The sequence below is a fragment of the Streptomyces varsoviensis genome (genome assembly GCF_000718635.1).
GTDB lineage: Bacteria > Actinomycetota > Actinomycetes > Streptomycetales > Streptomycetaceae > Streptomyces > Streptomyces varsoviensis.
The window spans coordinates 82512-106715 of the sequence record NZ_JOBF01000034.1; the positions used below are offsets into that span (position 1 = coordinate 82512).

The 24204-nt window shown below is 71.9% G+C and carries 24 protein-coding genes and 3 tRNA genes; 16 read left to right on the top strand and 11 right to left on the bottom strand.

What is annotated here, in order from left to right; all coding sequences use genetic code 11:
* Nucleotides 1–239: 239 nt before the first annotated feature.
* From IF55_RS32895 to IF55_RS32910, 4 genes are all read left to right on the top strand, one after another.
* Nucleotides 240–1739 (top strand): N,N-dimethylformamidase beta subunit family domain-containing protein, encoded by a 1500-nt coding sequence (locus tag IF55_RS32895; RefSeq protein ID WP_030888989.1) that lies wholly within the window; start codon nt 240–242, stop codon nt 1737–1739.
* 231 nt (nt 1740–1970) lie between these two features.
* Nucleotides 1971–2870, top strand: a complete 900-nt coding sequence (locus IF55_RS32900) for a phosphoribosylaminoimidazolesuccinocarboxamide synthase (RefSeq protein WP_030888986.1) — start codon at nt 1971–1973, stop codon at nt 2868–2870.
* A 95-nt stretch (nt 2871–2965) separates the two neighbouring features.
* Nucleotides 2966–3253, top strand: coding sequence for a hypothetical protein (locus IF55_RS32905; RefSeq protein WP_030888982.1), 288 nt, complete (start codon nt 2966–2968; stop codon nt 3251–3253).
* Nucleotides 3250–3642 carry a type II toxin-antitoxin system VapC family toxin gene (locus IF55_RS32910; RefSeq protein ID WP_030888980.1) on the top strand — a complete coding sequence of 131 codons (393 nt, stop codon included), beginning with the start codon at nt 3250–3252 and terminating at the stop codon, nt 3640–3642. The genes IF55_RS32905 and IF55_RS32910 overlap by 4 nt, the downstream gene beginning before the upstream one ends.
* 164 nt (nt 3643–3806) lie before the next feature.
* On the opposite strand, the gene IF55_RS32915 is transcribed toward IF55_RS32910, so the two are convergent.
* The 8 genes from IF55_RS32915 to IF55_RS32950 form a co-directional block, all read right to left on the bottom strand.
* A tRNA-Gly gene (locus IF55_RS32915) sits at nt 3807–3879 on the bottom strand.
* A 33-nt stretch (nt 3880–3912) separates the two neighbouring features.
* Nucleotides 3913–4539 (bottom strand): response regulator transcription factor, encoded by a 627-nt coding sequence (locus IF55_RS32920; protein ID WP_030888977.1) that lies wholly within the window; start codon nt 4537–4539, stop codon nt 3913–3915.
* Between the two features lie 293 nt (nt 4540–4832).
* On the bottom strand, nt 4833–6251 hold the full coding sequence (locus IF55_RS32925) for a sensor histidine kinase (RefSeq protein ID WP_048832964.1): 1419 nt from the start codon (nt 6249–6251) through the stop codon (nt 4833–4835).
* A gap of 70 nt (nt 6252–6321) precedes the next feature.
* Nucleotides 6322–7152: an ABC transporter permease gene (locus IF55_RS32930; RefSeq protein ID WP_078645662.1), complete on the bottom strand. Its 831-nt coding sequence runs from the start codon at nt 7150–7152 to the stop codon at nt 6322–6324.
* Nucleotides 7152–8093: an ABC transporter ATP-binding protein gene (locus IF55_RS32935; RefSeq protein WP_030888969.1), complete on the bottom strand. Its 942-nt coding sequence runs from the start codon at nt 8091–8093 to the stop codon at nt 7152–7154. Before IF55_RS32935 ends, IF55_RS32930 begins: the two co-directional genes overlap by 1 nt.
* A gap of 203 nt (nt 8094–8296) precedes the next feature.
* Nucleotides 8297–8369: transfer RNA gene (locus IF55_RS32940), tRNA-Gly, on the bottom strand.
* 76 nt (nt 8370–8445) lie between these two features.
* Nucleotides 8446–8517 (bottom strand) — tRNA-Gly (locus tag IF55_RS32945).
* A gap of 90 nt (nt 8518–8607) precedes the next feature.
* On the bottom strand, nt 8608–8925 hold the full coding sequence (locus tag IF55_RS32950) for a histone-like nucleoid-structuring protein Lsr2 (RefSeq protein ID WP_030888966.1): 318 nt from the start codon (nt 8923–8925) through the stop codon (nt 8608–8610).
* A 323-nt stretch (nt 8926–9248) separates the two neighbouring features.
* Here IF55_RS32950 and purS point away from each other — a divergent pair, with 323 nt between their 5' ends.
* From purS to purL, 3 genes are read left to right on the top strand one after another with little or no spacing between them, the layout of a single operon-like run.
* Nucleotides 9249–9494: a phosphoribosylformylglycinamidine synthase subunit PurS gene (purS, locus tag IF55_RS32955; protein ID WP_030888963.1), complete on the top strand. Its 246-nt coding sequence runs from the start codon at nt 9249–9251 to the stop codon at nt 9492–9494.
* Nucleotides 9491–10213 (top strand): phosphoribosylformylglycinamidine synthase subunit PurQ, encoded by a 723-nt coding sequence (gene purQ, locus IF55_RS32960; RefSeq protein ID WP_048832965.1) that lies wholly within the window; start codon nt 9491–9493, stop codon nt 10211–10213. Before purS ends, purQ begins: the two co-directional genes overlap by 4 nt.
* 1 nt (nt 10214) lies before the next feature.
* Nucleotides 10215–12464, top strand: coding sequence for a phosphoribosylformylglycinamidine synthase subunit PurL (gene purL, locus IF55_RS32965; protein ID WP_030888957.1), 2250 nt, complete (start codon nt 10215–10217; stop codon nt 12462–12464).
* Nucleotides 12465–12542: 78 nt separating this feature from the next.
* On the opposite strand, the gene IF55_RS39600 is transcribed toward purL, so the two are convergent.
* Nucleotides 12543–12695 carry a hypothetical protein gene (locus tag IF55_RS39600; RefSeq protein ID WP_157854528.1) on the bottom strand — a complete coding sequence of 51 codons (153 nt, stop codon included), beginning with the start codon at nt 12693–12695 and terminating at the stop codon, nt 12543–12545.
* A gap of 119 nt (nt 12696–12814) precedes the next feature.
* On the opposite strand from IF55_RS39600, the gene IF55_RS32970 reads away from it, so the two are divergent.
* The 7 genes from IF55_RS32970 to purM all read left to right on the top strand — a co-directional run bounded on the left by IF55_RS32970 (nt 12815) and on the right by purM (nt 20087).
* Nucleotides 12815–13339 (top strand): winged helix-turn-helix domain-containing protein, encoded by a 525-nt coding sequence (locus IF55_RS32970; protein ID WP_030888956.1) that lies wholly within the window; start codon nt 12815–12817, stop codon nt 13337–13339.
* Between the two features lie 112 nt (nt 13340–13451).
* On the top strand, nt 13452–14279 hold the full coding sequence (locus IF55_RS32975) for a murein hydrolase activator EnvC family protein (protein ID WP_030888953.1): 828 nt from the start codon (nt 13452–13454) through the stop codon (nt 14277–14279).
* Nucleotides 14280–14300: 21 nt separating this feature from the next.
* Nucleotides 14301–15170: an alpha/beta hydrolase gene (locus IF55_RS32980; protein WP_030888948.1), complete on the top strand. Its 870-nt coding sequence runs from the start codon at nt 14301–14303 to the stop codon at nt 15168–15170.
* A gap of 179 nt (nt 15171–15349) precedes the next feature.
* Entirely contained in the window at nt 15350–16192 is an 843-nt protein-coding gene (locus IF55_RS32985; RefSeq protein WP_030888945.1) for a sterol carrier family protein, read from the top strand.
* A gap of 244 nt (nt 16193–16436) precedes the next feature.
* Nucleotides 16437–17207, top strand: a complete 771-nt coding sequence (locus tag IF55_RS32990; protein WP_030888942.1) for a hypothetical protein — start codon at nt 16437–16439, stop codon at nt 17205–17207.
* Nucleotides 17208–17376: 169 nt separating this feature from the next.
* Nucleotides 17377–18894, top strand: coding sequence for an amidophosphoribosyltransferase (purF, locus tag IF55_RS32995; protein WP_030888939.1), 1518 nt, complete (start codon nt 17377–17379; stop codon nt 18892–18894).
* A 98-nt stretch (nt 18895–18992) separates the two neighbouring features.
* On the top strand, nt 18993–20087 hold the full coding sequence (purM, locus tag IF55_RS33000; protein ID WP_030888936.1) for a phosphoribosylformylglycinamidine cyclo-ligase: 1095 nt from the start codon (nt 18993–18995) through the stop codon (nt 20085–20087).
* 104 nt (nt 20088–20191) lie between these two features.
* Here the strand turns inward: purM and IF55_RS33005 are convergent, their stop codons facing one another.
* Nucleotides 20192–20461 (bottom strand): DUF3073 domain-containing protein, encoded by a 270-nt coding sequence (locus IF55_RS33005; RefSeq protein WP_030888933.1) that lies wholly within the window; start codon nt 20459–20461, stop codon nt 20192–20194.
* 294 nt (nt 20462–20755) lie between these two features.
* Nucleotides 20756–21889, bottom strand: coding sequence for a Leu/Phe/Val dehydrogenase (locus IF55_RS33010; RefSeq protein WP_030888930.1), 1134 nt, complete (start codon nt 21887–21889; stop codon nt 20756–20758).
* A gap of 183 nt (nt 21890–22072) precedes the next feature.
* Here IF55_RS33010 and IF55_RS33015 point away from each other — a divergent pair, with 183 nt between their 5' ends.
* Nucleotides 22073–22828, top strand: a complete 756-nt coding sequence (locus IF55_RS33015) for a DUF8083 family protein (RefSeq protein ID WP_048832966.1) — start codon at nt 22073–22075, stop codon at nt 22826–22828.
* A 648-nt stretch (nt 22829–23476) separates the two neighbouring features.
* Nucleotides 23477–23683 (top strand): developmental transcriptional regulator BldC, encoded by a 207-nt coding sequence (gene bldC / locus IF55_RS33020; RefSeq protein ID WP_003949541.1) that lies wholly within the window; start codon nt 23477–23479, stop codon nt 23681–23683.
* The last annotated feature ends 521 nt before the right edge of the window (nt 23684–24204 follow it).

Consider the following 24204-nt stretch of genomic DNA (forward strand, 5'->3'; position numbering starts at 1 on the left):
CGGCGGCACGGGCGCACAGCAGGACCACGAGTGCGCGGCCGGACCACGAGTCACGAGCACGAGTCACGAGCACGAGCACGAGTCACGAGCACGGGACAGCACGAGTACGTAGCGACATAGCACGCGGCGGCACGAGTACGTAGCGACAACCGCGACAGTTCGGCGCGCGAGAGCGCGCGGTGAGCGAGGCGGCGGCGCGGAACGGCGGGGACGCGGCGACACGCAGGGAGGGGACGCACGTGGGAACGGAGCAGATCCGCCGATGGGAGTCGGGTGCGCTGGCGCACGCCGTCTCGGACCCCTTCGGCCAGGGCCCGGTGCCCTGGCTGCGCGGGAGCGAGCACTACTTCGACGACACCGGCCAGATCATCCCCTGGTACGTGGACGTCGAGCACGGCCCGGCCACCGGGGCGGCCACGGGGGCGACGAGGATTCCGGCGCCGCGGACCCGGGGCCCGCGGATGGCGGACGACGTCCACCGCCAGATCAAGGGGTTCGCGTCCACGGGCTCGGCCGCGCCGGGCGAGGCCATCGACTTCCGGATCACCGTGGACCCGCCGCAGCAGTTCAGCGTGGACATCTACCGCATCGGCCACTACGGCGGCGACGGCGCCAAGAAGATCACCACGAGTCCGCGGCTGTCCGGCATCGTCCAGCCGCCTCCGCTCACCGCCGACCGGACCGTCTCCTGCCACCACTGGTGGCTCTCCTGGCGGCTCCAGATCCCCACGTACTGGAACCTCGGCGCGTACGTGGCCGTGCTCACCACCCTCGACGGCCACCGCAGCCACATCCCCTTCACGGTCCGCGACGACCACCCCGCCGACCTGCTGCTGGTCCTCCCCGACATCACCTGGCAGGCGTACAACCTCTACCCGGAGGACGGGCACACGGGCGCCAGCCTCTACCACGCGTGGGACGACGAGGGCCGCCTCCTCGGCGAGGAGGACGCCGCCGTCACCGTCTCCTTCGACCGCCCGTACGCGGGCGCGGGGCTGCCGCTGCACGTCGGGCACGCCTACGACTTCATCCGCTGGGCCGAGCGGTACGGCTACGACCTCGCGTACGCCGACACCCGCGACCTGCACGCCGGCCGCGTCGACGCCGCCCGCTACCGCGGCCTGGTCTTCCCCGGCCACGACGAGTACTGGTCCGCGCCCATGCGGCGGACCGTCGAGGAGGCCCGCGACACCGGCACCTCGCTGGTCTTCCTCTCCGCCAACACCATGTACTGGCAGGTCGAGCTGGCCCCCTCACCGGCCGGCACCCCCGACCGCCTGCTGACCTGCCGCAAGCGCCGCGGCCCCGGCCGGGCCGCCCTGTGGCGCGAGATCGCCGCCCCCGAGCAGCAGCTCCTGGGCATCCAGTACGCGGGGCGCGTCCCGGAGCCCGCGCCCCTGGTCGTGCGCAACGCCGGGCACTGGCTGTGGGAGGCGGTCGGCGCGGGGGAGGGCGAGGAACTGCCGGGCCTGGTGGCGGGCGAGGCGGACCGCTACTACCCGCGGACGGCGCTGCCCGAGCACACCCGCCGCATCCTCCTCGCCCACTCCCCGTACGAGGACAGCGAGGGGAGCACGCGCTACCAGGAGACCTCCCTGTACCGCGCGCCCAGCGGCGCCCTCGTCTTCGCCTCGGGCACCTTCGCGTGGTCCCCGGCGCTGGACCGCCCCGGCCATGTGGACCCGCGCATCCAGCGCGCCACGGCCAACCTGCTCGACCGGATCTGCAAACGGGACTGAGCCGACCGGGCCCGACTCGGCCCGGCCGGGGGCCGCGGGGCGGCGCCGCGTTCGCTGCCGCACACGCCACCCCTCCGGCTGCCGCTCCGAACAGCGCGGGCTACGACCCGCGCATGACGTACGTTCTCCTCACGGCAGGCATTGGAGAGGCATTGGAGTGACCCTCGCGGGAAGTCGGGCGGCGGAATAGGGAAGAATCGGGGGCCTTGGAGCAACCCACCGGGAGGACTCGTGTCCGGATTCGTAGAGAAGCCCGATCCTGTAGAGGTGCCGGGTCTTGTGCATCTGCACACCGGGAAGGTTCGCGACCTCTACCGCAACGACAGCGGCGAGCTGGTGATGGTCGCCAGCGACCGCACCTCCGCCTACGACTGGGTGCTGCCCACCGAGATCCCCGACAAGGGGCGGGTGCTCACGCAGCTCTCCCTGTGGTGGTTCGACAAGCTCGCCGACCTGGTGCCCAACCACGTCCTGTCGACGGACCTCCCGGCGGGCGCGCCCGCCGACTGGGAGGGGCGCACGCTCGTCTGCAAGCCGCTGGAGATGGTGCAGGTCGAGTGCGTGGCGCGCGGCTACCTCACCGGCTCCGGCCTGGCCGAGTACGAGAAGACCCGTACGGTCTGCGGGCTCGCCCTGCCCGAGGGGCTGGTCGACGGCTCCGAACTGCCGTCGCCGATCTTCACCCCGGCCACGAAGGCCGAGGTCGGCGAGCACGACGAGAACGTCAGCTACGAGGAAGTGGCCCGCCGGGTCGGCCCCGAGACGGCCGCCCAGCTCCGCCAGACCACGCTCGCCGTCTACACCCGCGCCCGCGACATCGCGCGCGAGCGCGGCATCATCCTCGCCGACACCAAGTTCGAGTTCGGCTTCGACGGCGACCAGCTCATCCTCGCCGACGAGGCCCTCACCCCGGACTCCTCCCGCTTCTGGCCCGCCGACCAGTGGCAGCCCGGCCGCCCCCAGGCCTCCTTCGACAAGCAGTTCATCCGCGACTGGCTCACCTCCCCCGCCTCGGGCTGGAACCGCCACACCGAACAGCCCCCGCCCCCCCTCCCCCCGGAAACGGTCGCCCAGACCCGCGCCAAGTACGTAGAGGCGTACGAGCGCCTCACGGGCAAACCCTGGACGTAGGGGCCGCCGCGGCCCGCGCCTCGGGGGCGAGCGGTTTCCGTGGCGTGAGGGACACCGCCACGCCCTAATAACAAGAGTTTTGTTAAAATCGGTCCATGGCTGCTTCGGCTGATGCTGATTCCCCGGCCCCGGGTGAGGGCCCGATCCGCCCGGTCTCCGTCTCGCTCCACGAGGGCACCATCGCGGCCCTCAAGGCGCACACCGGCAGACGCGGCATGTCCGCCTACGTCGAAGCCCTCATCCAGCGCCAGTTGGAGCGGGACCGCCTGCGCGAACTCATCGACGACGCGGAAGCCGAACACGGCCCGGCCGACCAGGCCGCCGTCGAGGCCAAGCGCGCGATCCTCCGCGGCGGCACGGCCGGCTCGGCCGACGCCGCGTGAGCGGCACGCTCGTCCTGGACCGCGAGGGCCTTTCCCAACTGGTGCGCCGCACGCCCGGGCTCACCGAATGGCTGGCCGCCGCCGAGGCGGAGGACGTGCGCGTCGTCATCAGTTCGGTCACCCTCGTCGAGGCCCGCGACCCCCGCACCAGCCAGGCCCGCTTCGACTACGCCGCCTCCCGCGTCAACGTCGTACCGCCCACCGAGGCCATCGCCCGGCACGCGAGCAAGCTGCTCGCCGCGGCCGGGCTCCACGGCCACCAGTACGCCCTCGACGCGATCGTCGCCGCCACCGCCCTCGCCTCGCCCGCGCCGGCGACCGTCCTGACCTCGGACCCCGACGACCTCCACGCGCTGTGCGGTCCCGGCGCGCGCGTCGTCAAGATCTGAGCTGAGCGGGCGAGGAGAACTCCGGACAGGGTGCCCGGCGTTCGGGGACGGCGACGCTTCCGCCTGCGCTTCCCCGGCGGAACGCCGAGGGGAGCGGCGCACGGCGGCCCGCCGGAGAACGCCGAAGGCCCCAGCCGGTGAACGGCTGGGGCCTTCGCTCTCTGAGCGGACGACGAGACTCGAACTCGCGACATCCACCTTGGCAAGGTGGTGCTCTACCAACTGAGCTACGTCCGCGTGCGCCGCGCTGTGCGTGCGGTGCGGGACCAACTATAGCCAACCTTGGGCGCGCGCTGTGCGCGCTGCGGCATGACGGTTCTCCGCACCCAGTTTCGCGGCGGCGGCCGACAGGTAGTTGCGGACGGTTCCCTGCGTCAGTCCGGCCCGCTCGGCGATCTCCGCGATGGGCGCCCCGTCCTCCGCCAGCTCCAGCAGTTCCGCCTCGCGCGCGGTGAGCGGGGAGTCGCCGGAACTAATGGCGTCAGCAGCCAATTCCGGGTCCACGTAACGGCTTCCGGCGTGCACGGTGCGGATGATCTCGGCGAGCTGCTGAGCCGAAACCGTCTTGGGTACGAACCCCCGCGCCCCCGCCTCCAGGGCCCGCTTCAGATGGCCGGGCCGCCCATGACTGGTCACGATCATGGTGCGGCAGGCGGGCAGTTCGCTCCGCAGAGATGTGGCGACCTTCACACCGTCCGCCCCCGGCATCTGAAGATCCAGCACTGCCACGTCCGGCCGGTGCGCCCGCGCCATCGCCACCGCCTCCGGCCCGCTCGCCGCCTCGGCCACCACCTGAAGATCGTCCTCCAGCCGCAACAGCGCGGCCAACGCCCCCCGGATCAGATGCTCGTCATCGGCAAGCAGCACACGAATAACCGCCCCGGCCCCCGCCCCCACGCCTGGCTCCCCGCCCGTCCCGGCACCGGACCCACCGCCCGTCCCCGCACCGGACCCACCGCCCGTCCCCGCGCCTGCCATGCCGGCCGCTCCCACGCCGGACCCACCACCCGCCCCCGCGCCCGGCTCCTCGGCCGTCCCCACTTCCGGCTCCTCGGCCGACCCGTATTCCTCCATGACCCGCTCTCCTTCAACCGCCCAGCGGCCGCCGCCCGGTCCTTCCGGGGCCGGGCCGCACCCGTCCGCTCGCTCCGTCACCTCCCCCCGCTGCCCACCCCAGCCGTCGCCCACCCCTACGGCGCCCCCTCAGCCGTGCGCCCCGCACTGCGGCCCGCGCCCCTCAGCGAGAGGCGGCGGCCGGGCGCCCCCGCCGGCCCCGCCACCTCCGCCGCAGTGCCCGGCGGCGGGACACCCACGACCCCGCCAGCACCCCCGGCCGCCTCAGCGGCCAACGGCACCTGGGCCGTCAGCCGGAAGGAGCCGCCCGGGCGGTGTTCGGCGGTGAGCGTGCCGTCGAGGGCGGCGAGCCGCTCGCGGAGGCCGTTGAGGCCGGAGCCGCCCCCGCCGGCTGACCCGGCCGGGGGCACCCCGTCGTTGTCCATCACCAGCACCGCCGTACCGCCATCGCCCTCGCCCCCGGCCACCGACACCCGTACAGCACAGTGCAACGCCTCGGCATGGCGCAGGACGTTCGTCGTGCCCTCCCGTACGACCCAGCCCAGCGCCGACTGCACCGCCCCCGGCAGCGCGCCCCCGGCGACCGACCCGCCCCCGCCCCGGCCCCCGGACATCGCCTCGGCCCGGGCGCCCGCCGCCGTGCCCACCCCGCCCATGTCGACGCGGCAGTCGATCCCGGCGGCGGCCAGCACGCTCCGCGCGCCCGCCAGCTCCGTGTGCAGGTCGGCCTCGCGGTAGCCGCGCACCACGTCCCGCACCTCCCGCTGGGACTCCCGCGCGATCCGCTGCACCTCGGTCATCTCGTCCAGCGCGGCGGGCGAACCGCGCCGCGCGAGCTGCACGGCCAGCTCGCTCTTGAGGGCGATGACCGCGAGGTTGCGGCCCATCACGTCGTGCATGTCCCGGCCGAACCGCAGCCGCTCCTCCGCGACCGCCAGCCGCGCCTGGGCGTCGCGCGCGACATCCAGCTCCCACACCACCGACAGATGCCACCCGGAACAGCGCACCAGCATGAGCACCCACAGCTCCACGAAGAAGGCCGCCACCCCCACCGCCACCAGATCGGCTCGGGGGACGCCGCTGGGGATGAACGCCAGCGCCACCAGCGCCGCCGCCACGACGCTGCCGAGCAGGTACGTGCGTATCCGTACGAGCAGGCTGACCGCGCCGCCGATCGGGAGCAGGCCGGCGACCGGCACCCACCCGGCCCCGGCGGGCTCCTTGGGCTCGCCGTGCGCGGCGAGGGCCACCAGGACGGTCAGCGAGCCGAGCAGCAACACGGCGTGGACCGCGAGCTGCCGCCGCGGGGGCCCGTCCTGGCCGAGGTAGCAGGCCAGCGCCCGCCGGGTCAGGTCGACCCCGAACGCGCACTGGGCGACGCCGAGCGCGATCAGCGCCCCCGCCAGCACGGGCTGCTCGGTGTCGCCGACCAACGAGAGGGCGCCCATCACGAGGAAGAACCACGGGACGGTGTACAGCGTCCAGCGCGTGTAGCAGTCGGACTGCGAGACCTTGGTCCGGTTCCGCCACCGCACCCGCTCCGCCCCTCGCCCGAACATCCGCCCCTACCCCCAGTCGAGCCGGACCCACCGGCCTGTCATCGCCTCATCGCCGCGATTCCCAGCGGAACCACTTGCGTACAGCAAACACGGCGATCACGACCCAGGCCAGCGCGGTCGCCAGGTGCCCCACCGTCTCGTACAGCCCGAGGGTGCCGAGCCAGCCGCCGCGCATCAGCTCCACGACGGGCGTCATCGGCAGCAGCTCGCAGATGTCCGCGACGAGGTCCGGCATCACCTTCAGCGGCACGGCCACCCCCGAGCCCGCCACCGAGAGCAGCAGCAGCGGCGTCGACAGGAGCTGCGCGCTCTCCGCCGTCCTCGCGCCCGTCGCGGTCACCGCGGCCAGCGCCACGAACAGGACGACGCCCAGCACGAACCCCGCGATCAGCAGATCGGGCCGGGCCGGCACGCGCAGATGGAGCCAGGCCGCGCCCGCCACCACCAGCACCACGCACTGCGCGAGCGCCACGCCCACGGCGGGCAGCGCGGAGCCCGCCAGTATCTCGGCGTCGCCCGCCTCGCTCGTACGGAGCCGCTTGAGCACCAGCTCCTCGCGCCGGGCGACGAACGCGCCGGACAGGTTCTGGTAGACGGCGAAGAGCAGCACGAAGCCGAACGCCCCGGTGATCGACGCCTCGTTGGCCGACATCCCGGTCTTCTCCAGGTCGAGCTTGGCCGTCGCCGAGTGCATCGCCCACACCATGAGGACCGGCATCAGCAGCGCCACGTACAGCGCGGTCTTGTTGCGCTTCAGCAGCGTCGCCTCGGCGCGGCCCAGGGCCAGCAGCCGCGTCGCCACGACCGCCGCCGCGCCCCGGGGAGCAGGCCCCGCCGCCCCCGGCCCCGTCGCTTCTCCGCGTTCCGTCACGGCCATCAGGCGGCCCTCCCCGCGATCGACAGGAACGCCTCTTCCAGCGAGGCGGTCCGTGGGTCCAGCCCGTCCAGCTCCACGTCCTTGTCACGGGCCCACAGCAGCAGCCCGGTCAGCGACCGCTGGAGCTCTCTGGTGCGCAGCTCGATGCCGCGGCCGGTCTGCTCGTAGCTGTCCACTCCCAGCTCGGCCAGCGGCGGCAGATCGCCGACGTACCACCCCTCGGGCAGCGTGAAGCGGATGCGGGCGGGGTGCGCGGCGATCACCTCGGCGAGCGTCCCGGAGGCCGCGATCCGGCCCTTGTCCATGATCGCGACCCGGTCGGCCAGTTCCTCGGCCTCTTCCAGATAGTGCGTGGTCAGCAGGACGGTCGTGCCGCTCTCGCGCAGCTCGCGCACCAGGTGCCAGGTCGCGTGCCGGGCCTCCGGGTCGAGCCCCGTCGTCGGCTCGTCGAGGAAGAGCACCTCGGGCCGCCCCAGCAGCGCCAGCGCCAGGTCCAGCCGCCGCCGCTCGCCGCCGGAGAGCTGCTTGACCCGTACGGTCCGCCGGTCCGCCAGCCCGACCAGCTCCAGCGCCTCGGCCACCGGCCGCGCCCCGCTCGTGCACCCCGCCCACATCCGTACGGTCTCGGCCACGGTCAACTCGGCCGGGAACCCGCCCTCCTGGAGCATCACCCCGATCCGCGGCCGCACCGCCCGCCGCTCCCCGTACGGATCGTGGCCCAGCACCCGCACCGTGCCGCCGCTCGGCCGGGCCAGGCCCTCGATCAGCTCCACGGTGGAGGTCTTGCCCGCCCCGTTCGTCCCCAGCAGCGCGAACAGCTCGCCGCGCCCCACCCGGAACGAGATGTCCCGCACCGCCTCGAAGCCCTTCTTCTCGTCGCCGGGCGGCCCGTAGCGGCGGCGCAGCCCCGTGACGTCGATCACGTTCTCCCCGAAGTCCATGGTTCAAGGGTTCCGTGGGGGCGGTGAGATCGTCAGTGCAAGCTGTCATCAGTCCGATTGACGAATGTCATGTGCCGGGACGGTACGGCGGCTGCACGGCACGGCGGCTGCACAGCACGGCGGCTGTACGGCAGGAGCGCGCCGCCGACGAGCGGGAACACGACGAGGGCCCGGTCTCCAGGAGACCGGGCCCTCGTTCTCTGAGCGGACGACGAGACTCGAACTCGCGACATCCACCTTGGCAAGGTGGTGCTCTACCAACTGAGCTACGTCCGCAGGTATCCGGTCGGCTCGCACCGACCGGCACTTTCACCACTCCCGCCGGGCCGCTTACACGGTCCGGGGAGATGAGAGCGGGTGACAGGAATCGCACACTGCGCCTCCCCCTTGGAAAGGGGGCGCTCTACTACTGAGCTACACCCGCGTGATCCGTGAGTCCCGGCCCTTTTCCGGCCCGGCCCCTCGGCGTGCTCCAGACTCTAGCGGATCACCTGGGGTGTCATGCAAATCGGCTTCAGGCGGCGGCGTTGAAAGCCTCGTAGACCTTCTTGGGGATGCGACCGCGGGGCGGTACGTCCATGCCGTGCGAGCGGGCCCAGGCGCGTACGGCGGCCGGGTCGGGGGCGACGGCGGTGCGCCGGTAGACCTTGCCGGAGCGGGACTGCTTGCGGCCGGCCTCCAGATACGGGGCCAGTGCCACGCGCAGTTTCTTCGCATTGGCGGTGTTGAGGTCGATCTCGTACGACTTCCCGTCGAGGCCGAAGGTAACCGTCTCCGCGGCTTCCCCGCCGTCGATGTCGTCGGAGAGTGTGACCACTACGCGCTGCGCCACGAAAATCGGTCCTTTCGGCCAGCAGCTCCGCGAGGACGTGCGGAGATGCGCTGGGGTCGGTTGTCACGGATCAATGCTTTTTCATTTGTACAGCGAGAGACATTGCATTGTGAAGCCCAGTTAATTCCGCCCGCGTGTCCCTCCGCAATCCGGACAGTACGTTTTTCCCGGAATTTTCCCAGGGGCATACCCGCGGCGATGCCTGAACGCGTCCGTGCGGCGGGAGTTGGGACGGTGTGCGCCCCATCATATCTACGCGAGTAGATTTTCGGGGCGGGTACGCTGGCGGGACCGCCTTACGCACCACACCACCGGGAGTGCCAGTGGCACGCGTCGTAGTCGACGTCATGCTCAAGCCGGAGATCCTCGACCCGCAGGGGCAGGCGGTGCACCGCGCACTGCCACGCCTGGGTTTCGAGGGGATCGCCGACGTCCGTCAGGGCAAGCGCTTCGAACTCGAAGTGGAGGGGCCGCTCGACGACGCCGCCCTCGCCCGTATCCACGAGATGGCCGAGACGTTCCTCGCGAACACCGTCATCGAGGACTTCACCGTCCGGGTCGACTCATGACCGCCACATCCAGCACGGCCGCCGGGCCTACGGGCCTCGGGAACGCCCGTATCGGCGTGGTCACCTTCCCCGGCACGCTCGACGACCGCGACACCCAGCGCGCGATCCGGCTGGCCGGCGGGGAGGCGGTGGAGCTGTGGCACCGCGACAAGGACCTCAAGCAGGTCGACGCCGTCGTACTGGCCGGCGGCTTCTCCTATGGCGACTACCTCCGCGCGGGCGCCATTTCGCGTTTCTCGCCGGTCATGGAGATGATCATCGAGGGCGCCCGGCAAGGGCTGCCGGTACTCGGCATCTGCAATGGCTTCCAGATCCTCACCGAGTCGCACCTGCTGCCCGGCGCGATGCTGCGCAACAACCATCTGCACTTCATCTGCCGCGACCAGCGGCTGAGGGTGGAGAACGCGGACACGGCCTGGACGAACTCGTATGAGGCCGGGCAGGAAATCAGCATCCCGCTGAAGAACATCGACGGCCGGTACGTCGCCGATGAGCGCACCCTCGACGAGTTGGAGGCCGAGGGGCGCGTCGCATTCCGCTATCTCGGGATGAACCCCAACGGCTCGCTGCGCGACATCGCCGGCATCACCAACGCGGCGGGCAACGTCGTCGGCCTGATGCCGCACCCCGAGCACGCGGTGGAGCCGCTGATCGGCACGGGCCGCACGGACGGCCTCGGATTCTTCACCTCGGTTCTGAAGCAGTTGGTGAGCGCCTGATATGACTCTCGACACCGTCAAGCATGCCGAGCAGACCCCGGACGCCGAGCAGCCGTGGGCCGAACTCGGCCTGAAGCCGGACGAGTACGCGCGTATCCGCGAGATCCTCGGCCGCCGCCCGACCGGCGCCGAGCTGGCCATGTACTCCGTCATGTGGTCCGAGCACTGCTCGTACAAGAGCAGCAAGGTCCATCTGCGGCAGTTCGGCGAGAAGGCCCCGGCCAACGACGCGATGCTCGTCGGGATCGGCGAGAACGCGGGCGTCGTCGACGTCGGCCAGGGCTACGCGGTCACCTTCAAGGTCGAGTCGCACAACCACCCCTCGTACGTCGAGCCCTACCAGGGCGCGGCCACCGGCGTCGGCGGCATCGTCCGCGACATCCTCGCCATGGGCGCGCGCCCCGTCGCCGTCGTGGACCCGCTGCGCTTCGGCGCCGCCGACCACCCCGACACCAAGCGCGTCCTGCCGGGCGTCGTCGCGGGCATCGGCGGCTACGGCAACTGCCTGGGCCTGCCCAACATCGGCGGCGAGGTCGTCTTCGACGCCTGCTACCAGGGCAACCCGCTGGTCAACGCCGGCTGCATCGGCGTCATGAAGCACGAGGACATCCACCTCGCGAAGGCGTCCGGCGCGGGCAACAAGGTCATCCTGTACGGGGCCCGGACCGGCGGCGACGGCATCGGCGGCGTCTCGGTACTGGCCTCCGAGACCTTCGACGACGCAAAACCGGCGAAGCGGCCCGCCGTCCAGGTCGGCGACCCCTTCCAGGAGAAGCTCCTCATCGAGTGCACCCTGGAGATCTTCGCCGAGAAGCTCGTCGCGGGCATCCAGGACCTCGGCGGCGCGGGCCTGTCCTGCGCCACGTCCGAGCTGGCCAGCGCCGGCAGCGGCGGCATGCGCGTCGAGCTGGACACGGTGCCGCTGCGCGACTCCTCCCTCTCGCCCGAGGAGATCCTCATGAGCGAGTCGCAGGAACGCATGTGCGCGATCGTCGAGCCCGACAAGGCCGACCGCTTCCTGGAGATCTGCGAGAAGTGGGACGTCATCGCCACCGTCATCGGCGAGGTGACGGACGGCTCGCAGTTGGAGATCTTCTGGCACGGCGAGCAGATCGTGGACGTGCCGCCGCGCTCCGTCGCGCATGACGGGCCGGTGTACGAGCGTCCGTACGCCCGTCCCGAGTGGCAGGACGCGCTCCAGGCCGACGACGCCGCGAAGCTGCCGCGCCCGGCCACGGGCGACGGGCTGCGCGCGCAGGTCCTCCAGCTCGTCTCGTCCCCGAACCAGGCGTCGAAGGCGTGGGTCACGGACCAGTACGACCGGTTCGTGCAGGGCAACACGGTGCTGGCGCAGCCGGAGGACTCCGGCATGGTGCGGATCGACCCGGACACCAACCTCGGCGTCGCGATCGCCACGGACGGCAACGGCCGGTACGCCAAGCTGGACCCGTACACGGGCGCGCAGCTCGCGCTGGCCGAGTCGTACCGCAACGTCGCCGCCACGGGCGCGCGGCCCCTGGCCGTCTCCGACTGCCTCAACTTCGGCTCGCCCGAGGACCCGGCCGTCATGTGGCAGTTCGCGGAGGCCACCCGGGGGCTCGCGGACGGCTGCCTGGCGCTCGGCACCCCGGTGACCGGCGGCAACGTCTCCCTCTACAACCAGACCGGGGACACGGCCATCCACCCGACGCCGGTGGTCGCGGTGCTCGGCGTCATCGACGACGTCAGCCGCCGCACGCCGGTCGCGTTCGCGGAGGAGGGCCAGCTCATCTACCTCCTCGGCGACACGAAGGAGGAACTGGGCGGCTCGGCCTGGTCCCAGGTCGTCCACGGCCACCTCGGCGGGCTGCCGCCCAAGGTGGACCTGGAGCGGGAGAAGCTCCTCGCGGAGATCCTGATCTCCGCCTCCCGCGACGGCATGGTGGACGCCGCGCACGACCTCTCCGACGGCGGCCTGATCCAGGCCCTCGCCGAGTCCTGCCTGCGCGGCGGCAAGGGCGCCCGGATCGTCGTCCCCGACGGCCTGGACCCCTTCGTCTTCCTCTTCTCCGAGTCCGCGGGCCGCGCCATCGTCGCCGTCCCGCGCAGCGAGGAGGTCCGCTTCAACGACATGTGCGGCGCCCGCGGCCTCCCCGCCGCCCGCATCGGCGTGATCGACGGCACGGACATCACCGTCCAGGACCAGTTCACCCTGCCCCTGGCCGAACTCCGCGAAGCCCACGAGTCCACCATCCCGTCCCTCCTGACCTGACCCCGACCTTCGCCGCACCCACCGACGGCCCGCTCCCGCGAAGGGAGCGGGCCGTCGGCGTTTTCCGGAGCGCGCGGCTCAGCGGTTCATCGCCTCGGCCAGACGCCGTTCCAATTCGGCGTCCGCCGCCGCCTCCTCGGCCTCGGTCGGGTCGTACCCGCTCCACTCCCGCAGCATGGCGCGGGCCTGGGCGGCCAGTTCGGCGGGGGTGGGGGGTTCGGGTTCGGGCATGGCGGCCTCCATTCGTCCCCCCGGAGGGTACGGCCCGCCCCGGGCTGGGGCGGGCCGTCGGTGTTTCGGGATTTCCGTAGGGGTTGCCGGATTCTACGTAAGTACGTAAGTTCTGAAGTGTGGATCTTGAAGAGCGTGTGGCGGAGCTGGAGAGACGGCTCGCGGTACTGGAGGAGCGGGGCGGCGATGGGTCGTCCGCGGGGGCTGTCGCCGGGCGGGAAGCGGACGGCGGGGACTTCTGGGCGCTGGAAGGGCTGAAGGGGCGGCTCGCCGAGGGCGGGGCGGAGGCGGGCGGGGTGCTGTTCACCGGGGCCGTACGGACGCCGACGGGGCTGCGGTACGAGTGGCAGTACGGGCTGACCACCGATGCCGTCCTGGACGCGGACTGGTCGGCGGCGGCGGAGTCGTTCGCCGCGCTGGGCCAGGCCGTGCGGCTGCGGCTGCTGCGGGAGATCCTCGACGGCCGCGACACCGTCGCGGCGCTGACCGAACTCGACGGCATCGGCACCACCGGCCAGATCTACCACCACCTGCGGCAGCTCAGCGCCGCTGGCTGGCTGCACACGCCGGCCCGGGGCCACTACGAGATCCCCGCCGTCCGGGTGGTCCCACTCCTCGTGATGCTGGCCGCCGCCCAGCCCTGAGCCGCCGCCCGACCCGGCGGGCCGACCGACCGCGCCCGCCGCACCGCCGACCGGAACGGCCCGCCGGCCGTACGCACCCAACCAACCGAACCAACCGAACCCAGGGGGAACGATGTCCGTCCGCAAACTCAGCATGGTCGCCGGACGCTGCTGCTGGCTGATCTTCTTCGCGATGGTGATCGCGCGCTTCTTCGCCGACTACCCCTTCTGGTGGACGTGGGTCCCCGTCGCGGCAGCCCTCGTCCTCACCCTCGCCCCGAACCGCAAACCCGCCGCCGACGACGGCCCGCCGACCGACCCCGTCGAGGTCGCCCCGCCCGTCACCGGCCGCTGGACGGCGCTCAACAGCCCCGCCGACAAGGTCCCCAGCCACGGCACCCGCGCCTACGGCCAGGCGTACGCGATCGACATCGTGGCGGAGTCCGACGAGCACCCCCGCCCCGGCCCCGGCTGGTGGCCCATCGCGCGGCGCAACCGCGACTTCCCCGGCTTCGGCGCGCCCCTGACCGCCGTCGCCGACGGCACGGTCGTACGGGCGACCGACCGCGCCCGCGACCACCTCAGCCGCACCTCCGTCCTCTCGGCCCTCTACCTCCTCTTTTTCGAGGGCTCCATCCGCGAGGTCGGCGGCGCCGGAAAGCTCGTCGGCAACCACCTCGTCCTCGACCTCGGCGGCGGTACGTACGCCATGTACGCTCACCTCCAGCGCGGCTCGCTGACCGTACGCGAGGGCGAGACGGTGCGCGCGGGCCAGCCCGTCGCCCGGTGCGGCAACTCCGGCAACTCCAGCGAGCCGCACGTGCACTTCCAGCTCATGGACGGCCCGGACCTGGACACCGCCCGGGGCATCCCGTTCCGCTGGCACGGCGTCGGAGTACCCCGCAACGGCGAGGCATTCACGGTCGGCGCGACCGTCGGGAAGACCGCCATCGCCGAGTAACCGCCAAGAACAGAGGAAGAGATGCAGAAGCCCCCGCCCGTCGTACTGGTACACGGTTTCTGGCACGGCAGTTGGTGCTGGAGCCCCGTGAGCGAGCAGTTGGCCGCCCGCGGCATCCCGTCGACCGCGATCGATCTCGAAGGGCACGGGCTGCGCGCGGCGGCGCCGCGGAGCCACGCGGCGCGCCCGTTCGACGCGGCGGCGTTCGCCACGGAACCGTCACCCGTGGCGGACATCACCGCCGCCTCGGCGGCGGCCGATCTCGTCGAGCGGATACGCGCGATCGGCGCCGGGCGGCCGTGCCTCGTCGTCGCGCACAGCATGGGCGGCGTGATCGCCACCGCGGCCGCGGAGCTCGCCCCGGAGCTCGTGGCCGGGATCGTCTACGTGGCGGCGTTCGCCCCGGTGGCCGGGGCGCCGGCGGGCTTCTACAACACGTGCCCGGAGAACGCCGGCGAGAAGGTGAACCGGCTGATCGCGGCGGACCCGGCCGCGGTCGGCGCCGTGCGCATCGACACCCGCGACCCGGCCAGGCGCGACGAGCTCAAGGAGACCTTCTACGGCGACGTCGACGACCGGACCGCGGACGCCGCGATCGCTCTCCTGCGCCCGGACGCCCCGATCGGGTTCCCCAGCGCCGAACTGACCGTCACCGCGGGGCGCTACGGCGGCATCCCGCACGCGTACGTGCTCTGCGAGCGGGACAACGTGATCCCCGCGGCGCTCCAGCGCCGCATCATCAAGGAGATCGACGCCGTCTCCGACGCGCCGACCACCGTGACCGAACTCGACTCCTCCCACTCCCCGTTCCTGTCACGGCCCGCTGCCTTGGCGGAGGCCATCGCCGCCGCACTGGCCGAGACCGGCGCCACCGAACCGGCCGAGGGCTGAGAACAGCCGGGGGCTGAGCACGGCCGAGGAATGAGACCGGCCGAGGAATGAGACCGGCCGAGGGCTGAGAACGGCCGGCCGCCGGCCCGCGTCGCAGGCGGCCGGGTGACCGAGGCGCGCGGGCCGGCCGCGGTCCGCCGACCCGACGGGGAAACGACGCAGGCCCTAAGGTCGGGTCCATGCCTCCCGCTCAGCGCAAGCCCCGTGCCCGTACGTACGACCCCGCCAAGGTGCGCGCCGCCCTCGACGGCCAACTGCGCGCGATCCGCGGCGCGGTGGGCACGCTGTGCGCCGCGCCCGACGCGGAGCCGCTGCTCGCGGCGCGCAGCCGACTGGGGGAGTGGACGGTGCGCGATCTGATCGTGCACATCGCGGTCTGCCTGGAGACGCTGCCGCGCGCCCTCGCCGAGCGGCCCGCGCCCGCCGCGGCCGACCTGGACCTCCAGCGCTATCTGGCCGCGCTCCGCGAACAGGCCGAGGACATCGCGGCGGCGACGGCGGCCGAGAGCGCCGAACTCGCCGCGGCGGGGGAGTCGGGGCCGCGGGCCGTCGCCGCCCGGCTGGACAAGGCCGTCGACCGCCTGACGGCAGCCGTCGCCGAGACCGGCCGCACGGCCCTCGTGCCCACCGAGTACGGGGCCATGACCGTCAACGACTTCCTGGTGACGCGGCTGCTGGAGACCGTCGTGCACGCGGACGACCTGACGGCCGCGACCGGCACCGCCGTCTCCCACGACCGGCAGGCGCTGGCCGCCGTCACCCGGCTGCTCGCCGACGCGCTCGCCGCCGCGGCGCCCGGCGGCTCCGTCGAGGTACGCGTGCCGCCCTTCGCGGTCGTCCAGTGCGTGGCGGGCCCCCGCCACACCCGCGGCACCCCGCCCAACGTCGTCGAGACCGACCCGCTGACCTGGATCCGGCTCGCCACCGGCCGTACGGACTGGATCAGCGCGGTCGAGGCCGGCACGGTCTCGGCGAGCGGGGAGCGCGCGGACCTCACGGACCACCTGCCGCTGCTGGGCTGACGCCGCTGCCGGCCGGCGCGCCCGGCGCGGCGGCTCGCGGGCGACGCCGGGCGACCGGGGCCGAGCGAGGCCGCGCAGGCGGGACCGGGGACGAGGCCGAGCCCGGGCGCAGCGCCCGGGCCTGCGCCGTTTCGGCAAGCGGGTGAAGCCGCCCTCCCCTAATAACCCTCTGGAGTCGCGCCGACACCACACGTGGCATTCCGTGGTGTATGCGAATCGACCGTTCAGAAGGGAACGTCACGCAATGTCCTCATTCACGCCTGCCACCTCCCGCGCCGCCCTCGCCCGCGGCGCCGCCGTAGCGGTCACCGGCGCCCTCGCGCTCGGCCTCGCGGCCGTTCCCCAGGCGGCCTCGGCCGCCGGCTCCGGCGACCGGGCCGAGACCGTACGGAGCGCGCCCGTACCCAAAGCCGAGATCGCGGTCAAAAGCGGCGTCACCAAGATCACGGTCTCCGCCGAGACCGTCGCCAAGCTCCGCGCCAAGGGCATCCTCCTCACCCGGCTGGACGCCCGCGGCAACCTCGGGGCCAAGGTCGACGCCGAGCAGACCATCGACTTCGGCGTGAAGTCCGGCGCCGTCTCGAACGTCAAGGGCAAGGTCGGCGGGCGGCTCGCGTTCAAGACCACCGGCATGGCCATGGTCAACCTCCGCAACCAGCGGATCGCCCGGCTCACCGCCTTCCAGGCCGACCTGACCACCGGCATCATGCGCGCCACCCTCGACCGCAGGACGCCGATCGAACTCGGCACCTTCTCGCGCCCCCAGGTGAACACCGCCGTCAACACCAAGGCCCGCGAGGTCAACGTCCAGGGTGGTCTGGTCCTCGGCGGCAAGGCCGCCGCGCAGCTCAACAAGGCGCTGCGCACCAAGGCGTTCGTGCCCGGCGCGCCGCTCTTCGACGCCAACAGCCGGATCACGCTGGACGAGAAGGCCGACCCGCGCGCCATCCGCGAACTCGGCCGCGAAGCCGCCCCCTCCAAGGCCGTCCAGGCCCCCCAGCACGCCGGCCGCTGACCGCCGGAACCACCCCCGGGGGCGCGGATTCCCAACGGGCCCGCGCCCCTTCCGCACGTCGCGCTCCGGTGGTGATCCCCCGTGTGCGCCGAGTGGCTGTGCGTGGTGTGAGCAATTACTGGCAATCCCCGGTTCGGATGAACCTGTTCCCTGCCCTAGACTCGAAGACGTGCCACGTGGTGACGGACGACTCAACCACGACCTGCTCCCCGGCGAGAAGGGCCCCCAGGACGCTTGCGGCGTCTTCGGTGTCTGGGCTCCGGGCGAAGAGGTCGCCAAGCTCACCTATTTCGGGCTGTACGCGCTGCAGCACCGGGGACAGGAGTCCGCGGGCATCGCGGTGAGCAACGGCTCCCAGATCCTGGTCTTCAAGGACATGGGCCTGGTCTCGCAGGTCTTCGACGAGACCTCGCTCAGCTCGCTGACCGGACATATCGCGGTCGGACAGGCCCGTTACTCCACCACCGGAGCCTCGGTGTGGGAGAACGCGCAGCCGACCTTCCGGGCGACCGCCCACGGCTCCATAGCGCTGGGCCACAACGGCAACCTGGTCAACACGGCCGCGCTGGCCGAGATGGTCGCCGATCTGCCGCGCGACGGCGGCCGGGCCACGCATGTGGCGGCGACCAACGACACGGACCTGGTGACCGCCCTGCTGGCCGGGCAGGTGGACGCCGAGGGCAAGCCGCTGACCATCGAGGACGCGGCGGCCAAGGTGCTGCCGGACGTGCTGGGCGCGTTCTCGCTCGTCTTCATGGACGAGCACACGCTGTACGCGGCCCGGGACCCGCAGGGCATCCGCCCGCTGGTCCTCGGCCGGCTGGAGCGCGGCTGGGTGGTGGCCTCCGAGACCGCCGCCCTCGACATCTGCGGCGCCTCCTTCATCCGCGAGGTCGAGCCGGGCGAGCTGGTCGCCATCGACGAGAACGGTGTGCGCTCCACGCGCTTCGCCCCCGCGAAGCCCAAGGGCTGCGTCTTCGAGTACGTCTACCTGGCCCGCCCCGACACCGACATCGCCGGCCGCAACGTGCACCTCTCCCGCGTGGAGATGGGCCGCAAGCTGGCCGCCGAGGCGCCGGCCGACGCGGACCTGGTGATAGCGACCCCGGAGTCGGGCACCCCCGCAGCCGTGGGCTACGCGGAGGCCAGCGGCATCCCGTTCGGCACCGGCCTGGTCAAGAACAGCTATGTGGGCCGTACGTTCATCCAGCCCAGCCAGACCATCCGGCAGCTCGGCATCCGCCTCAAGCTCAACCCGCTCAAGGACGTCATCCGCGGCAAGCGCCTGGTGGTCGTCGACGACTCGATCGTCCGCGGCAACACCCAGCGCGCCCTGGTCCGGATGCTCCGCGAGGCGGGCGCGGCCGAGGTGCACATCCGGATCTCGTCGCCGCCGATCAAGTGGCCGTGCTTCTTCGGCATCGACTTCGCGACCCGCGCCGAGCTGATCGCCAACGGCCTCTCGGTCGAGGAGATCGGAAAGTCGCTGGGGGCCGACTCCCTCGCGTACATCTCCACGGACGCGATGATCGAGGCGACCACGATCGCCAAGCCGGACCTGTGCCGGGCCTGCTTCGACGGCGAGTACCCGATGGAGCTGCCCGACCCGGAGCTGCTGGGCAAGCACCTCCTGGAGACCGAGCTCGCGGGCGGGCCCGACGCGGCGGACGCCCTGCGCCGTCCGTAGCGCCCCGCCTCTCCCGTCCGCCCGTGATGTCCGTCCGCGGCGCCCGCCCCTCGCGCTCGTCCGTAACGCCGCAGCTCACCAACGAGAAAGTGCCAGCAATGCCTGCAGAGTCCTTTGAGGCCGCGCCGCGTCCGGAAACGGGCGCCAGCTACGCGGGCGCCGGCGTCGACATCGAGGCCGGCGACCGCGCCGTGGAGCTCATGAAGGGATGGGTCCGCAAGGCCACCCGCCCCGAGGTCGTCGGCGGGCTCGGCGGCTTCGCCGGGCTCTTCGACGCGAGCGCCCTGAAGCGGTACGAGCGCCCGCTGCTCGCCTCCGCGACGGACGGCGTCGGCACGAAGGTCGACATCGCCCGCCGGATGGGCGTCTACGACACCATCGGCCACGACCTGGTCGGGATGGTCGTCGACGACCTGGTGGTCTGCGGCGCCGAGCCGCTCTTCATGACCGACTACATCTGCGTCGGCAAGGTCCACCCGGAGCGGGTCGCCGCCATCGTCAAGGGCATCGCCGAGGGGTGCGTCCTCGCGGGCTGCGCCCTCGTCGGCGGCGAGACCGCCGAGCACCCGGGGCTGCTGGCCGAGGACGACTTCGACGTGGCCGGCGCCGGTACGGGCGTGGTCGAGGCCGATCAGGTGCTGGGCGCCGATCGCATCCGTACGGGTGACGCGGTGATCGCCATGGCGTCGTCCGGGCTTCACTCGAACGGGTACTCGCTCGTACGCCACGTGCTCTTCGAGCGGGCCGGCTGGGAGCTGGACCGCGAGGTGGCCGAGTTCGGCCGCACCCTCGGCGAGGAGCTGCTGGAGCCCACCAAGATCTACTCGCTGGACTGCCTGGCCCTGGTCCGGACCGCCGAGACGCACGCCTTCTCGCACATCACCGGCGGCGGGCTCGCGAACAACCTGGCCCGGGTCATCCCGGACGGGCTGCGCGCCACGGTCGACCGCTCGACCTGGACCCCGGGTCCGGTCTTCGACCTCGTCGGCCGGCTCGGCGGCGTCGAGCGCCTGGAGCTGGAGAAGACGCTGAACATGGGCGTCGGCATGATGGCCGTCGTGCCCGAGACCTCGGTGGACGTGGCGCTGACGGCCCTGGCCGACCGCGGCGTGGACGCCTGGGTGGCCGGCGAGATCACCGAGCGCGGCGGGAACGCCGAGGCAGTGGCGCTGACCGGTGACTACGCGAGCTGACCTGGAGCGGGCCGCCCCGGAGCGGGGCAGCACAGAACCCGGTCCGGGGGCGGGCCCTGGACCGGGTCAGTGGTCGTACCGCGGAGGCGGACGCTTGAAGGGCGTCAAGTGCGGCGACGATGTGAGTGCTGATCCGACGACTGGTCGTCGTCCTCGCCCTCTGCATCGTCAGTGTTGTAACGATCCGCGTACTGAGCGTACGGATCGTCGTCCAGCTTGTCCTCGTCCTCAACAAGCGGCTCGCTCTTCGGCGGCTGCTTCGTGGGAGTTGCACCCAGCTCGTTGGCCAGGCGCGTAAGGTCCGTCCCGCCGCTGTTGTACTTCAGCTGGCGGGCGACCTTCGTCTGCTTGGCCTTGGCCCGGCCGCGCCCCATGGCTCGACCCCCTCAATGACGGGGCTCGACGGCCCCAGAGTCTTGACACGCGTTCATGAGTCAGAGCGGACTCTCGACGGAGAGACCGGTCTGTAGGGCTTCAACGGTACCTGCTTCCGCGGTCATACGGTACGTCGCCCGCGTGACGCGCCCCGGAGCAGAACCCGCAAGGAGCCCCGTCCTCGCTGGTCATCTGCGATTTTAACGCGTCCCGCGCGGCGACCCGCCGACGGGTGGTGAGAGATCTCTCCCTTGCCGCCCGCCGTACGGTCCGCGTTAACGACTGTGAACGGGCTACAGAGCGGCCGCGCGCGCCTCCGCGATGCGCTGCTCGGCCAGCCGGTCGGCCGCCTCGGCCGGCGGGATCCCCTCGGACTTCGCACGGTCGAATATGGCCAGAGTCGTGTCATAGATCCGCGTCGCCTTGGCCTTGGCCCGGTCGAAGTCGAAGCCGTGCAGCTCGTCCGCCACCTGAATCACGCCACCCGCGTTCACCACGTAATCCGGGGCATAGAGGATGGACCGGTCGGCGAGGTCCTTCTCGACGCCCGGGTGGGCGAGCTGGTTGTTGGCCGCGCCGCAGACGATCTTCGCGGTGAGGACGGGCACGGTCTCCTCGTTCAGCGCCCCGCCGAGCGCGCACGGCGCGTACACGTCAAGATTGGTACGGATGAGCGCGTCGGTGTCGGCGACCGCCCTGACCCCCTCCCGGTGGTCGGCCAGGACCCGCTCCACCGACTCCGGCCGTACGTCCGTGACGACGACCGAGGCCCCGTCCTCGACGAGGTGGCGCACGAGGTGGTGGCCGACCTTGCCGACCCCGGCGATCCCGACCGTGCGGCCGCGCAGCGTCGGCTCGCCCCAGGCGGCCTGCGCGGAGGCGCGCATGCCCTGGAAGACGCCGAAGGCCGTGAGCACGGAGGAGTCGCCGGCGCCGCCGTTCTCGGGCGAGCGGCCCGTCGTCCAGCGGTTGGCGCGGGCGACGACGTCCATGTCCTGAACGTACGTGCCGACGTCGCACGCGGTCACATAACGGCCGCCGAGGGAAGCCACGAACCGGCCATAGGCGAGCAGCAGTTGCTCCGACTTCGCGCCGCCCTCCGCCACCGGGGCCGGATCGCCGATGATCACGGCCTTGCCGCCGCCGTGGTCGAGCCCGGCGAGCGCGTTCTTGTACGACATGCCGCGGGACAGGTTGAGCGCGTCCTGGACGGCGTCGTCCTCCGAGGCGTACGGATAGAAGCGGGTGCCGCCGAGGGCGGGCCCCAGGGCGGTGGAGTGGAGGGCGATGACGGCCTTGAGCCCGCTCTCCCGGTCCTGGCAGAGCACGACCTGCTCGTGGCCGCCCTGATCCGATCGGAAGAGCGTATGCAGCACATCGCTGCCGTCGAGGGTGGGACGTACGTCGGTCACGGTGGTGACTCCCATAAGTCGCGGAGGAAGCCCTCCGAGGGGTGGGGGAGGGCCGGTCGGCAAGAGCGTAAGACCTGGCGGCCCGACAGATCAGGTAGGTGCGAAGGATCACTCTCTCAGGCGGCGGTGGCGTGGGACGATTTGGCCAGTGCGGGGAGGACAACTCCCAGTGACGGACTCCGGCTTGAGGGAGCGGGCGTGACCTTGGCGTCGTCAGTGATGGTCCCGTATACAGCGTATCTGCGGGTTTACGAGCCACTGGCCGCTTTTCCGGAACCCGAGCGCGGTCACTGGGCGCGCTATGCCAGGCGCGAGACGCTGCCGAGCGCGCAGGACGAACTCCGACGCTCGCTGGCGGACTTGCTGCCGACGCCCCCGGTCGCGGTCCCGGTGCACGAGAGCGGCGACGCGTTCGTCGCGGTCGTGGACGGCGTCACCTGCGTCTGCCCCTGGCGCACGCGGCTGCGCGGCTGGCAGGCCCTGGAAGGGCTCACGGACCAGCTTCCGGGGCTCGTCCTGGACGCCGCCCTGCCCCCGGTGGTGCGCCGGCAGGCGGAGGCGGACTACGAGCGGTGGCTGGAGCGCAACCCGGACGCCCGGCCCTGGATCAAGACGGCGACCTGGCACGTGCCGGTGCGCTGGTTCGTGCTCTTCGCGGCCGAGGAGCGCGAGTACGACAAGGGCGACGAGGGGCTGGTGCTGCGCTACCGCACGCCGGTGGTGGAGGTGGGGCGCTGGCTGGAGGAGTTCCACCCGCGCTCCCTGGTCGAGCTGGACTACGGCGGGCTGGTGCATGTGGTGCCGGAGGCGGACCTCGCCGACGACCGGTCGGTCGAGGACGTGGCGGAGGGGCTCACCGCGCTGCGGGAGGGCGACGGCGCGGGGGCCGGCGCGGCGTACGAGCGGCTGACGGAGCGCTGGAGCGCGGTCCGGGACCGCCAGTACGCGAGCTGAGGACGGCGTACGGCCGGCCCGGACCGTCGATTTACGGCCACGTCCCGGCGGCTGGGCGCGCGGGGGCGGCCGTCCGTGGCGCGGGGTTCTGATGTGGCTGGCGAAGTCTCAAGAAGCAGCCGTGTCCCAAGGGATGAATAGAGTCAGCAGTGTCAGCCGGGGTGGTGGGATGCTGTTGTGGCAGATGAGTTGCCGCTCGGGTAAGGACCTAGGTCCCGATCCGGGCTATTGCCGCAACCGTGACCTAAAGCACTGACACCGGGCCTTGCGCGCATCCCCCACTGTCGTGTCAAAATAGGACAAGGAGTCTGTGAATGGCTCCTTCCGTTCAACTACGGGCGGATTGCTCGGCATTGCACTCCTTGACGGGTCTGGTGACCCCTGATCCCGCTGTGACTGATCGTCACGGTGGCGTGACTGTCCGCTATGGCATGGTCCATCGGCTTCCGTCGAGGTTGAACACCTGAGAGGGCAATTCCATCGGTTTGGCCGACGGGGCTGGACGGATGGTGTAGTTGTAGTGCCGAGGACAAGCCGTTCGTCCTATAACCGACTCGGCCCGCGTCTGCCATTTCGGGCAACGCGGGTCAAGGTGCAGAATTTAGAGGAAAGAACCGTGATGGTTCGGTTCTCCCGAGGAGGCCGCTCATGACCGCTCGCACCCCTGATGCCGAGCCGCTGCTGACCCCGGCTGAGGTTGCCACGATGTTCCGCGTGGACCCGAAGACGGTCACGCGCTGGGCCAAGGCAGGCAAGCTCACGTCCATCCGCACGCTCGGAGGACACCGGCGTTACCGCGAAGCGGAGGTCCGCGCGCTGTTGGCGGGCATTCCGCAGCAGCGCAGCGAAGCCTGAACAACCGCTACACCCTTGCGTCACCGGGCTGTTCGCCGGGTCCCCCAACCTGGTAGCCGCTCGTTCAGCTCCACTGGCAGTACCCGCTTCACCTGCGTCATCAGCTTCACCTGCTCCACCCGCAGCATCTGTTCCATCAGTCCCACCTAGCTGCACCACGACCAGGTGCCTGCCCCAACAGGCCCCACGCCCGGCTCCTTTCGGGCAGTCGTCGATCGCGCTGGACTCCGCCGGGTCCAGCGCGATCTTTTTATGCCCGGGCCGCGCCGGCGCCGGCCGGCAGGCGGGCGGTTCTCGGGGGCTCGGATGGGCTCGGCCGGACTCGTACGAGTGGTTGCGGGACGTCCGTACGGGTGGCTCGGGAGGGTTCGTGCGGCTCCGTCCGGAGTCCGTTTAAGGGGAGTGCAATTGCACATATTAAATTGACCCTTTGTAGGTGAGGGGTAAGTTCCGCCCACCTTGAAACTCTTTCGGTGACTCCCGTCACAGTGTGTCGTCCTTGTGGCCTACGGCACAGCTAC